Below are 12909 nucleotides of genomic sequence, written 5' to 3'. Positions count from 1 at the left end.
AATTTTAAACGGTTACAAAAAATCTCACTTTAATAATTTTTTGCATTTACTAGGCGTTAACTGCGGTGCTTCCTAAACCTTAATTATAGCTTCAGTTTTAAAAATTCATTTTAGAAACAACCAATGAAACGTGATTTTTTAATTACTTTTAAATAAATTTTTACACAGAAATAATTTTGAAAATAACTAGCTACCTTTTTGCCTTTCTCTTTTTACTTTCATTTTTCTCCACTGCGCAAAATAATTTAGACCACAGCGTGTACAAAAGTTATGATGCGCTCGTAGGTCTGGGCAATACCGGTTTGTATAACGGTACAGAGTTTACGGACCTTTTTTTAAACACCAATGGTACGTATCGGTATTTTAATGGGTTTGATTATACCAAGGGCAGCCTTACCTACAATGGACAATTTTACGTGGCCGTTTTTTTGAAATACGATCTATTGGAAGACAATCTGCTAACGCGATCTAACGATAACTTAAGTGTTTTTAATGTGAAGTTAATTCCCGAATTTGTTACATCTTTTTCAATTTACAATCGCAACTTTGTGCGGCTCACCAATACCAATTTAAATGTATCCGGCAATGGGTATTTTGAAGTAGCCGTGTTGGGAAATGAACTGGAACTTTATATAAAACACACCAAAAAGAAAAAAGACAAAGCCTTAAATAACGGGATTCAGTATCGGTTTTCCGAAGCCGATTATTACGTCCTTAAAACCGAAGGAAAATACAGCATTATTAATGCACCAAAAGATTTGCGCAAATTACTTCCGCAGAAAGAGGATGCCATAAAAATGTATTATAAAAGCTATAAAAGGCACTACAAATCTAATCCCAACGATTTTATGGTAAATCTGGTGAAATATCTCGATGGCACTAAAACGGAAATAAATTAAATTATAATTTTGAAGTCGAAATTACCCATGCAAAAAAGATTTTTTGTACTTGTATTATTTTCAATTGTTTGCGCTGTAACTGTTGCGCAAAACACGCAAAATATAACCGTAAGTTTTAACAATACCCCCTTAAAGGAAGCCGTTTTAAAAGTTGAAACACTTTCAGATAAAACATTTTATTTTGAAGATTCTTGGTTGCAGGGTTATTCCGTAACGAAAAGCTTTAAAAATGAAACGCTGCGAACTGTGTTAGATGGGCTTTTCAGCAATACAAACATCAATTATGTTTTACACGAAGGCAAGGTAATTTTATTGAACAATACCTATGTATATACCGAACTGCCAACCAATTATTTTAACGATGCAAAACCCGAAGAGAAGCAGCCCGAAACAATCGACAACGCCCCGATATTTCAGGAAGAATACGCCTCTCAATCTGTTGAGACTAGAAAACTGGTAACCATTGGCAAACAAACGCCCAACGCTTCAAATAAAACCTATATACTTTCGGGATCTTTTAAAAATGCAAAAACTGGCGAACCCCTACAAAACCTTTCTATTTCTACTACAGATAGAAGTAAATATGCCGTAACCGATGCAGACGGACGTTTTAGTATGCGGTTGCCCTATGGCTTAAATAAACTGGAAACAAACCTGTTGGGATTTGAACGTATTCGTCAAGACGTAATTATGTACGGCGACGGCAGTTTAAATATTCAATTGCGCGAAAATACCGAGTCGCTCGATGAAGTGATTGTTAAATCGAACAAAGACGCCAATGTACGCGATGCGGTCGTTGGCGTAACAAATATAAATATTGAAGCTATAAAAACCATACCATTGGTGTTGGGCGAACGCGATGTTTTAAAAGTTGCTACTACTATGCCGGGAATAAAAACTGCGGGTGAAGGTTCCAGTGGGTTTAATGTTCGCGGAGGTCGCGCAGATCAAAATTTAATTCTGTTAGACGATGCGGTGCTTTACAATCCATCGCATTTTTTGGGTTTCTTTTCAGCGGTAAATCCGTTTACCACCGGAAGTTTAGAAATTTACAAAGCCAGTATCCCCGCCGAATTTGGAGGAAGACTATCTTCAGTTTTTGATATTGAAACCAAATCTGGCAGTATGGAAAAATTTAAGGGCGAAGGTTCTGTAGGCCCAATTACCGCCAATCTCGCCGTAGAAGTTCCGGTTGTGAAAGGAAAAGCCTCGCTAATAGCGGGTTTCCGAGCCACCTATTCCGATTGGATTTTACGAAGTTTAGACGAAGAAGAGCTTAAAAACAGTGAAGCTTCATTTTACGATGGCATTGTAAAATACAAACACAATATAGACAATAACAATTCCATTCAAGGTACATTTTATTATAGCAAAGACCGTTTCAGCATAACTTCAGATTCAATTTTTGATTATAACAACCGTTTAATTTCGTTAAAATACGGTCGCAATTTCAACGATAAAAGTAGGGCAGAGGTTATTTTGGTAAATAGCCAGTATAAATACGGAATTAATTACGAGGCAGATGCCAACGAAGATTTCGATTTTGGATACGCCCTTAACGAGTATCAAGCGAAGCTTAATTTAACCTATAAGTTAAGTAAAAAACACAAGTTAAGTTACGGGTTGAGCAGCAAATTGTACGCAATAGACCCGGGCAATATTGAGCCCGTCGGGGCAAATTCCGATGTACTCTCAAAAAGCTTGGATCGCGAAAAAGGTTTGGAATCGGCCGTGTACATTGCAGATTTATTTGAAGTAAACAAAAGGCTTCTGTTAGATGTTGGGCTGCGCTATTCGTTTTATGCAGCATTAGGCGAAGCCACGCAAAATGTGTACGAAGCAGATGTTCCAAAAAGTGAAAATTCTATTGTAGAGGTTAAACATTACGATAAAAACGAAATAATTGAAACCTACGGCGGACCCGAATATAGAATTGCCGCACGCTATCTGTTGGGCAGCGACTTCTCGGTAAAGGTAGGTTTTAACAGAACAATTCAATATTTACATCTTCTCTCCACAAATACTACCCAATCGCCCACAGATATTTGGAAACTATCCGATTTAAATATTGCACCGCAACGCGCCAACCAATACAGCTTGGGTTTCTTTAAAAATCTTCCTGCATCCGATGTTGAATTTAGTTTGGAGGGCTATTATAAAACAATGACCGATTTATTGGATTATAAAATTGGCGCCCAATTAATTTTAAACGATAATCTTGAAACAGAGCTTTTGCAAGGCGAAGGAAAAGCATACGGAATAGAATTTTTAGTGAAGAAAAATTCAGGTAAATTCAATGGCTATTTTGGGTACAGTTATTCCAGTTCGCAAGTAAAATTGGATAGCCAAATTATGCAGGAACGCGTAAACAACGGCGAATTTTTTCCTGCAAATTACGATAAGCCACACGATTTTTCAGTAGTTGCAAATTACAAGTTAACGAAGCGGTTTAGCTTCTCCGGAAATTTCACCTATCAAACGGGGCGCCCCATTACTTATCCCATCGGACGCTATGTTTTTGCGGGTGAGGAACAGGTGCTTTACAGCGACCGCAATCAATTCAGAATTCCAGATTATTACAGATTGGACCTTGGCGTAAACATAGAAGGCAATCACAAATTAAATAAACTGGCGCATAGCTTTATAAACATTTCGGTTTATAATGTTTTGGGAAGAAACAATCCGTATTCGGTATTTTTTGTGAACGATGCTGGAGAGATAAAAGCGTACAAAACTTCTATTTTTTCAATTCCGGTTCCTACCATAACGTATAATTTTAAGTTTTAGAAAAGATGAAAACCAACATATTATTTACCGCTCTTTTCGCAATTTTGCTGCAGTATGCCTGTACCGAACCCTACGAAATTGAAACCGTAGATTTTGAGAGCGTTTTGGTGGTTGAAAGTACCATTACCGACGAAATAAAACCGCAAATTGTAAGATTGAGCAAAACTTCAACCTTAGAAAATCCAGCTATTATATATGAATCAAGTGCAACGGTAGTTGTTAATTCCAGTGTTGGGAACAATTTTAATTTTTCTTGGAATAATGAAATGGCGGCTTATGTTTCCGACGTTCCATTTAAAGCTGAGCCGAACGTTAACTACACCTTAAATATAATTTCAGCGGAAGGAAAACGCTATACGTCCTCACAGGTTAGCCTACCCCCAAAGGTAGAAATGGATCAAGTTTATCCCGAACGCATTACAGACCCTACAGCCAATAAAGATGGCGTGCAAGTATTGGTAAATACAGAAGATCCCACCGACAATGCAAAATACTTTCGCTACGAATACGAAGAAACCTATAAAATTGTTGCGCCCTATCCGTCGCCTTACTTTGTAGAAATTGTAAATTACAACTCCTCAAACGGAACCTATCAATTAGAGCTTACTCCAAGACAACCCGAAGAAATATGTTATTCTACGGTCTATTCTACGGGTATTGTTCAGACTTCTTCAACAGAGCTCAACGAAAATAGGGTGTTTCGGTTTCCGGTGAAGTATTTGGCCAAAACCGACGCCAAAATACAAACGCGCTATAGTATTTTGGTGAAGCAATTTGTTCAAAGTGTTGAAGCCTTCACCTTTTATAAAATTGTACAGGAACTTGGCAGCGTTGAAAGTTTGCTTTCGCAAAGTCAGCCTGGATATGTAGCCGGTAATATGGTTTCCGAAGCCAACCCCAACGAAAAGGTTTTGGGTTTCTTTGAAGTTTCGTCTATCACTTCAAAACGAATTTATTTTAATTATGAAGATGTTGGACTGGAAAAACCACCATATTTTGTGGATTGCGAAGTGCTGACTTTAGATTATAACGATGCTACTATAATGGACGACGATCCCGATGAACGCGCAGCATTATACCAATTAATAATGTATTCCGACTATCAGGTGTTGTCACAAAACTCGCGCCTAATTTATAGAATTGTACAACCGGAATGTAGCGTATGCACCTATTTTTCAACAAATGTAAGACCCGATTTTTGGGAAGATTAATTATGGTTAAAAAAATCTTTATTACAATGTTTCTTTTAGTGGGATTGGCCGCGATGGCCCAAATTCCGAAGGAGGAAATATTGCTCGATACCGGTGTTTTTCCGAAAGAAAACGTAAAACTTTCGGTAAATTCAAAAGTGTTGCTTGCGGGCGAATTGCTTCAGTATAAAGCTTATAATTTAACAGCGTCCAATAAAATGAGTAATCTCAGTAAGATATTGTACGTATCGCTACGAAACGCAACCGACTCAGTAGTATTCAATCATAAACTGCAAGTAAACCACGGAACGGCTCACGGCGATTTCTTTATACCTTCAAATTTAAAAACAGGCATTTACAAATTAATTGGCTACACAAATTTTTCAAAAAACAGTTCAAGCGATGCTTTTGCTCAAGTTGATTTATACATTGTAAATACCTTCGTAAAAAGCGAATTAATGCCCTCCAGTAAAGAAACCGTGGTAATGACTTCTTCCACTGAAGAGGATTTACAAAATTTGAAAACAAGACAAGATTTAAATTCACTTACAATAAAATTGAATAAAAAAACTTTCGGACTTCGGGAAAAAGTGACTTTAACCATTGAAAACCCCGAGCCTTCCATCAATGGAAATTATGTGCTTTCCGTAAGAAAAATAAACCCCGTAAAAATCTCTGGCGATGTTGCAAAAGCGACAAAAGTTACCGCTTCCGAAGTATTTTACATTCCAGAACTTCGCGGCGAATTAATTTCGGGCGTAGTTGTTTCAAAATTAAACAATACACCCGCCGCCAATAAAGAAGTGGCATTAACAATTCCGGGGAAAGATTATATTTTTAAAATCGCTACAACCAATGCACAAGGTCGTTTTTACTTCGCTATAGATGAACCTTACAATGCCGAAACGAGTATACTTCAATTGTATGGCGATGAGGCAATGCGAAACACGTACAAAATGGTCCTGGATTCTAAAGATTTTAAAATAACCGGAAAACCACAACGCACTTTAAAATTAGAACCACAATTGGAGCCGTGGCTAGAGGAACGCAGCGTACAATTGCAAGTGGAAAATGCCTATTACAACACAAAAAAAGATAGCATTCTGTCTCATAAAGCCAAGCCGGCATTTTACGATAATTTAGGAACCGTGTTTTTGTTAGACGATTACACCCGGTTTTCCACAGTGCGGGAAACATTTGTTGAAGTAATTACACTTGCGGCTATTCGGGGCTCTGGTGATGATGCAAAATTTGTTGTAAACAATGCTTACGACCCAAATAGACTTGCAAAATTTAATAGAATAGATCCGTTGGTTCTTCTCGACGGTGTGTTGATTCAGGATAATGCCGAATTATTAAATTACAACGCTCGTAATATTGAAAGTGTACGCGTGGTAACGGAACCGTATCGTTATGGAGCCAAAATTTATAGTGGAATTATTGCAATTGAATCAAAAAGCGGCGACTATAGCCCAGCAGCTACTACCCACGAATATATTACCGAAATAAACCTGCCGCCAGTTGTAGGTGAAAAACGTTACTATCGCCCAGATTATGGTGCAGGCACGCAACTATCGCGGATTCCGGATTATAGAGTGCAATTACTGTGGCAACCCGAAATTAATATTTCTAGCAAAGATTTTACTACCGCTTTTTACACCTCGGATGTATCAGGTGTATTTGAAATTTTAATTGAAGGTTTTACTGAGCAAGGCGTGTATTTTTCAGATAAACATCACTTCAGTGTTACGGAAAATTAACATAAAATGTTAATTTTTTTTGCAGTATTGTTAATTTATTTCGATTAAATGAATTATCTTTCATTTTTTAACAACTGTAAACATAAAATTTACCGCCCTATGCTCCACTGGAAAGCAATATATATTATTCTTGCAATTGTTTTCGCGGTAATTGGTTTTATTGGTATTGGTGAAGGTGGCTTGCAACCGGCCAAATACATTTCGGGAATGTTTCTTATACTTTTAATAACACTTTGGGCGACCGAATATGTAGGCAGAAAACGCGGATAAATTGTGTTGTTAAAGTTTTACAAAGCCTGCAATCTATATTTAATATTTTAGTACTTTTATACAACTATCGTATCGGGGTGCTTAAGTTTTAAAAACAGCTGAGAATATACCCGTAAAACTTCGAAACGGATAATGCCAGCAGAAGGAATATGATTTGCAAAGGGAACTTAGATTTTTTTAAATTTTGTTCCCTTTGTTTTGTTTATAGTATCTGGGTATCATAACTCATCTGTCTTCACTTTCTGTCCAGTCATCATTAAAAAAGCCTTTAAAAAACCATCTATTTCCCCGTCTAAAATTGCATCGGTATTCCCAGATTCATGTCCGGTGCGAACATCTTTCACCAATTTATAAGGGTGTAAAACGTAATTTCGAATTTGCGAGCCCCATTCAATAGCCATTTTACTGTCCTCAATTTGGGCACGCTGGGCCATTTGTTTTCTGAGTTCTATTTCGTACAACTGCGATTTAAGCATTTGCATTGCCTTTTCGCGATTCTCTAATTGGCTTCGGGTTTCACTATTGTGAATTACAATACCGCTAGGGTGGTGCGTAAGGATCGCTTTTGTTTCTACCTTGTTTACATTTTGACCGCCAGCGCCGCCACTTCGTGCAAAATCCCAAGAAATATCTGCGGGATTGATGGCTATTTCAATGGTATCATCAACCAACGGATATACATAAACACTCGCAAAACTGGTATGGCGCTTCGCATTGCTATCAAAAGGCGAAATACGCACCAAGCGGTGAACGCCGTTTTCACTTTTTAACCAGCCAAAGGCGAATTCGCCATCAATTTCTAAGGTTACGGTTTTTACTCCGGCAACATCGCCAGCCTGAAAATTTAGTTCCTTTACCTTAAAATCATTTTTTTGGGCCCACATTAGGTACATGCGCATAAGCATATTGGCCCAATCGCAACTTTCAGTTCCGCCTGCACCAGCTGTAATTTGAAGTACGGCGCTCATATCGTCGCCTTCCTCGCCCAACATATTTCGAAATTCCAGTGCTTCAACGGCGCTTTCTGCCTTTTCAAAAGCTGTGTTTACTTGTTCGGGAGTACCTTCTCCTTCCTTGTGGAATTCCAATAAAATTTCGGCCTCTTCGGTAAGTGTTTTTGCGGTTTCGTAGTCTGTTACCCATTTCTTTTTGGTGCGCAAAACCTTCATAAAAGCTTCGGCTTCCTGTGGATTGTTCCAAAAATTGGGGTCGAAGGTTTTTTCTTCGTCGTTGGTAATTTCTATATTTTTGCCAGCAATGTCAAAGATGGCGCCTCAAGGCATCTAACCGCACCTTAAGGTCTTTTATTTGGTCTGTTGTGGTCATAATAACGCCCGTAAATAGGGGTGGTCTTTAATTTAAATTTCAATTTAATTAATCTGAAGGAGTTTTTCAAATTACAATTGCCGCAAAAATACCACTAACTTAGCGAGAAGAAAGATTTTTTCGGCTAATTTTATACTTTCTTAAAATTTGTATTTGGAAAAAATTAACCATTTAAATTCAATTGCCATGAAAAAATTACTGTTTTTATTCACATTAGTATCAGCTATTGGTTTTAGCCAAAACGACGAAGCCTACGTAGATTCGCTGGTGGCGCAGAAATTTGCTGAATTGGAATTGCAGCAAAATCAAGAATACTTTTACCGAAAGGATTATTGCCTCGGAAAAGTTATGATTTTTAATATGCCGGACGGAAATCTCTGCACCTCTTCCTCAACCTATTATGCGGTTTACGTTTTTTGGAAAGAAAGCGATTCGGTTTTAAAGATTCAAAAATTTGATAACTGTGGAAGCTTTAGGCCCATTCCTATAAGCCGAAGTAAGGTTTTTATAAAGGCCATAGAAGATAAGGAAGCCTTAATGACGGGCGAAGTATTGCCGTACAAAGGCGAACAGGTAGATGAAAATGCTACCGGAAATATGTCTGTACAGTCCTGCCATAAAGCCTATAAATTTGTTTTGGACGGCGAGCCGTTCGAAAAGAAATTTAGGGAATACGACTTAACCAACGAATCGAAATATAAAAACGTAAACGCCGAACACAACAATAGCTTGAAGTTGATAAAACTTGATGCATTGCTTTCCGAATTGATAAAAAGTTTTGAAGACAACGGCAAATTTTTTAGAGAAAGATAGCCATTAATTATGATTATAGATTTAAGAAGCGACACCGTTACAAAGCCCACCGAGGGAATGATGAAGGCCATTGTACAGGCCGAAGTTGGGGACGATGTATATAAAGAAGATCCAACCGCAAATAAATTGGAACAGAAATTGGCAACCATGTTTGGTATGGACGAGGCCCTGTTTTTTCCAACCGGAAGCATGGCAAACCAAGCAGCTATAAAAATGCACACCCAGCCGGGCGAACAGTTAATTGCCGATAAATGGGCACACGTTTATAATTACGAAGGCGGTGGCGTTTCGTTCAACAGTGGCGTTTCGTGCAAACTTATTGATGGCGACCGAGGTATGATTACAGCATCGCAAATTGAAGAAAATATTAATCCGCCAGACTTTTACCACAGTCCACTTACCAGTTTGGTGTGCTTAGAAAACACAACCAATAAAGGTGGAGGTGCGTGCTACGATTTTTCTGAAATTGAAAAAATACGAAAGGTATGCGATACCCATGATCTCGGGCTACATTTAGATGGTGCCCGAATTTGGAACGCTTTGGTAGCAAAAAAGGAAGATCTTAAAGCCTACGGAAATATTTTCGATACTATTTCAGTATGCCTAAGCAAAGGTCTGGGTACACCCATGGGCAGTGTGTTATTGGGAAAAAATGATATAATGAAAAAAGCCATGCGCGTGCGTAAGGTTTTAGGTGGTGGCATGAGGCAGATTGGTTTTATGGCTGCTGCAGGGGTGTATGCTTTAGATTATCACCTGGAACGTTTGGCCGAAGACCACAAAAAAGCAACCGAAATTGCCGACATACTTTCGCAACAATCGTATATAAATAGGGTAGAACCTACCGAAACCAATATTGTAATCTTTTATTTATCAGAAAGTGTTTCCGAAGAAAAATTTATGACCGATCTTCTGCAGAAAAACATTAAAATTAGTTCGATGGGCCAGGGCAAACTCCGAATTGTAACTCATTTAGATTACACCAACCCGATGCACGAAACCTTTCTAAACGTGCTGAAAAATTATTCAAAATAGAATCTCCGTTATGCTCGATATTTCTGCTTCTTATACCGACTTGTATCAACTAACAATGGCACAGGTTTATTTTAAAACCAAACCTAAAAGCATAGCGGTTTTCGATTATTATTTTAGACACAATCCGTATGGTGGAGGCTATACCGTGTTTGCTGGTTTGGAAAATATACTCGAAATTTTAGAAAACCTACACTTTACAACAGACGATATTACCTATTTAGAAAAGCACAATTTTGAAGCAGAATTTTTAGAATATTTACGCGACTTCCGTTTTCGTGGAACAATTACTTCGGTTGCTGAAGGCGATGTTGTTTTTCCAAACAGGCCCATTTTGCAAGTGGAAGGCAATATTATGGAAGTTCAAATAATTGAAACCGTTTTACTGAATATTCTCAACTTCCAAACATTAATTGCTACCAAGGCGAGCCGTATTCGCCATAGCGCGGGCAATAAAATTTTAATAGACATGGGACTGCGTCGTGCGCATGCCACAGGAGGGTATTTAGCAGCCCGAGCCGCAGCTATTGGCGGAGTTAATAGTACCAGCAACGTAATAGCTGCCGAAGATTTTAAACTGAATGCTTCGGGTACTATGGCACATTCGTTTATACAGAGCTATAAAGACGAATTGCAAGCGTTTCGCGATTTTGCAAAAATCCGTCCCAAAAATTGTGTGCTGCTGGTAGATACCTATAACACACTAAAAAGTGGCTTGCCCAATGCAATAACCGTAGCAAAGGAAATGGAGGCGAGAGGCGATAGGCTACTGGGAGTTCGCTTAGACAGTGGCGATTTGGCATATCTCGCTAAACAAACGCGGAAGATTTTGGACAAATCCGGTCTGGAATATGTAAAAATAGTGGCTTCAAACCAGTTGGATGAATATGTAATTAAAAGTTTAAACGAGCAAAAAGCGCCCATAGATATTTATGGCGTGGGTACCAATCTTGTTACCGGTAAACCCGATGCCGCCTTAGATGGCGTTTATAAACTATCGGAATACAATAACGATGCACGTATAAAACTTTCGGAAAATATTATTAAAGTTTCGCTTCCTTCAAAAAAACAAGTTTTCCGTATGCTCGATGACAGCGGCATGTTTTATGGGGCCGACGTTGTAGGCCTTGCCTCAGAAGAAAATATATCTCAGATGCTCCACCCCTTCGATTCAAACAAAAGTTTAAATCTGCAAAATTTTAAACAGGAAGCATTATTGCAGAAAGTTATGCAAAACGGTAAACGAACTATTGAAGAGAAAACGGTTGCCGAAATTGCAAAATACACCGAGGCGCGTTTGGCACTTTTACCCGACGAATACAAGCGGTTTCAAAATCCACATATTTATAAAATTGGGTTAAGTGCCAACCTTAAAAGTGAACGTGACCGATTGGTTAAGGAACATAAATTTTAAATAATGAAAACACTTATAATTGTTGATGTACAAAACGATTTTATACCTGGTGGCTCCCTTGCGGTGCCTGAAGCAGACCAAATAGTTTCGGTAATTAATACCGTACAACCTAAATTTGATTTGGTAGTAGCTTCACAAGATTGGCACCCGCAAAACCATATTAGCTTTGCTTCAAACCATCCAGAAAAATCGGTTTTTGAAACCATTAAAATTAACGAACAAACACAGACCCTTTGGCCAGACCACTGTGTTCAAAATACTAACGGGGCACGTTTTCACCCTAACTTAAACACAGCTAAGTGGGAGGCTATTTTTCGTAAAGGCACCGATCCGGGTATAGATAGCTACAGTGCTTTTTACGACAACGGACATTTAAAATCTACCGGGCTTGCTGGCTATTTAAAGGAAAAGGGTGCCTCGCAGCTCTTTTTCTGTGGCCTAGCTGCAGATATTTGTGTTTACTATTCTATTTTCGATGCTTTTAAAGAAGGCTTCGCCTGCTTTTTTATTGAAGATGCCTCAAAACCATTAGATGTTGAAGGTTTCAAAAAAATAAAGGAGGAAATGGTTTATCATGGAATTCAGATTATTAATTCCAGCGAAATCTAATTCAAAATATTTCCCAATTGTTTTTACGAAAGGATGGGGTGGTGTGCTTTTTATTTCAAAACTATTTTGGTAACTTTAAAAAATCAACTTTAAATTTTTTTTAGAAATGTCTGAACAAGTACAAATGATTCCCGGAAACTCACTAATTACCAAAACCCCCGAAGAAGGGAGACAATTAGCAGTAAAAATGGCGCGATTGGTAATTAAAGCCACGCAACCCGATGCGGCAGTACGCGATAAATTGCGTCCTATTTATGCCGAAGATGCCGCAATGCTCATCGCAATCGGTCAAGTTGTAGCCACAGAATTTGCCACAATTGCAGCCGCCAACAATTATTGGAAATAGTGTTATGGCACAATAGAAAGCAATTTTAGGACCGGTTTTCTATTAATGTATAAATTAAAAAACCACGAATTCACAAATAATACAAGACTATATTATTTGTGAATTCGTGGTTAAGTAGTATTTAAATAAAACTACTCTAGTTCCTTAACTTGTGCGTTAGGCGCATTTTTCCGAACAGATTCTATTCCGTTTTTGGCACCACTCTCGGCGGCATACATTTGGCTGCTACCAATAATCTGCCCATTGCTCGCTTTTATGTTGAAATGTATTTTTCCATTTTTGGCGGTTTTCATTTCAAAGCTATCGTCTTTGCCACAGTTTTTCTTAATAGATTCAATACCATTGGAAGCCGATGCTTTTGTAGCATACATTTGGCTTGTTAAAATAACTTGGCCGTTAGCCGCTTTTAATACAAAGTGAAATTTATCACCGCTTTTTTTCAATTCAAACATAATAATTAGTT

General features: G+C 38.2%; 12 protein-coding genes. 10 read left to right on the top strand and 2 right to left on the bottom strand.

Annotated elements, in window-relative coordinates; all coding sequences use genetic code 11:
• Positions 1-176: 176 nt before the first annotated feature.
• From QCQ61_RS13905 to QCQ61_RS13885, 5 genes are all read left to right on the top strand, one after another.
• A complete protein-coding gene (locus QCQ61_RS13905; protein WP_279448247.1) occupies positions 177-899 on the top strand; it encodes a hypothetical protein in 723 nt (240 codons plus the stop codon).
• Positions 900-926: 27 nt separating this feature from the next.
• The gene (locus tag QCQ61_RS13900) at positions 927-3686 is read left to right on the top strand and encodes a carboxypeptidase-like regulatory domain-containing protein (RefSeq protein ID WP_279448246.1); all 2760 of its coding nucleotides are present in this window, start codon (positions 927-929) and stop codon (positions 3684-3686) included.
• A gap of 5 nt (positions 3687-3691) precedes the next feature.
• Positions 3692-4897 carry a DUF4249 domain-containing protein gene (locus QCQ61_RS13895; RefSeq protein ID WP_279448245.1) on the top strand — a complete coding sequence of 402 codons (1206 nt, stop codon included), beginning with the start codon at positions 3692-3694 and terminating at the stop codon, positions 4895-4897.
• A 26-nt stretch (positions 4898-4923) separates the two neighbouring features.
• A complete protein-coding gene (locus QCQ61_RS13890) occupies positions 4924-6636 on the top strand; it encodes a hypothetical protein (protein ID WP_279448244.1) in 1713 nt (570 codons plus the stop codon).
• A gap of 99 nt (positions 6637-6735) precedes the next feature.
• Positions 6736-6906, top strand: coding sequence for a DUF1328 domain-containing protein (locus QCQ61_RS13885; protein WP_279448243.1), 171 nt, complete (start codon positions 6736-6738; stop codon positions 6904-6906).
• A 218-nt stretch (positions 6907-7124) separates the two neighbouring features.
• Here QCQ61_RS13885 and prfB read toward each other — a convergent pair.
• Positions 7125-8232, bottom strand: a protein-coding gene (prfB, locus tag QCQ61_RS13880) for a peptide chain release factor 2 (RefSeq protein WP_279448242.1) whose coding sequence is annotated in 2 segments (ribosomal slippage) — positions 7125-8168 and positions 8170-8232 — 1107 coding nt in all. Because the reading frame shifts where the segments join, the coding sequence is not laid out codon by codon here.
• Between the two features lie 186 nt (positions 8233-8418).
• On the opposite strand from prfB, the gene QCQ61_RS13875 reads away from it, so the two are divergent.
• The 5 genes from QCQ61_RS13875 (at position 8419) to QCQ61_RS13855 (ending at position 12446) form a co-directional block, all read left to right on the top strand.
• Positions 8419-9045 carry a hypothetical protein gene (locus tag QCQ61_RS13875; protein ID WP_279448241.1) on the top strand — a complete coding sequence of 209 codons (627 nt, stop codon included), beginning with the start codon at positions 8419-8421 and terminating at the stop codon, positions 9043-9045.
• 9 nt (positions 9046-9054) lie between these two features.
• Positions 9055-10080, top strand: a complete 1026-nt coding sequence (locus QCQ61_RS13870) for a threonine aldolase family protein (RefSeq protein ID WP_279448240.1) — start codon at positions 9055-9057, stop codon at positions 10078-10080.
• 10 nt (positions 10081-10090) lie between these two features.
• Complete coding sequence (locus tag QCQ61_RS13865) at positions 10091-11491, top strand: nicotinate phosphoribosyltransferase (protein ID WP_279448239.1); 1401 nt, start codon at positions 10091-10093, stop codon at positions 11489-11491.
• 3 nt (positions 11492-11494) lie between these two features.
• A complete protein-coding gene (pncA, locus tag QCQ61_RS13860; RefSeq protein WP_279448238.1) occupies positions 11495-12100 on the top strand; it encodes a bifunctional nicotinamidase/pyrazinamidase in 606 nt (201 codons plus the stop codon).
• A 106-nt stretch (positions 12101-12206) separates the two neighbouring features.
• On the top strand, positions 12207-12446 hold the full coding sequence (locus QCQ61_RS13855; RefSeq protein ID WP_279448237.1) for a hexameric tyrosine-coordinated heme protein: 240 nt from the start codon (positions 12207-12209) through the stop codon (positions 12444-12446).
• Positions 12447-12577: 131 nt separating this feature from the next.
• Here QCQ61_RS13855 and QCQ61_RS13850 read toward each other — a convergent pair whose 3' ends face one another.
• Positions 12578-12898 (bottom strand): YegP family protein, encoded by a 321-nt coding sequence (locus QCQ61_RS13850; RefSeq protein ID WP_279448236.1) that lies wholly within the window; start codon positions 12896-12898, stop codon positions 12578-12580.
• Positions 12899-12909: the final 11 nt, after the last annotated feature.

The organism is Aequorivita marisscotiae, from assembly GCF_029814825.1.
GTDB lineage: Bacteria > Bacteroidota > Bacteroidia > Flavobacteriales > Flavobacteriaceae > Aequorivita > Aequorivita marisscotiae.
The sequence above is the reverse complement of the archived record's forward strand: the minus strand, read 5'-3'. Positions and strand labels throughout refer to the sequence as shown.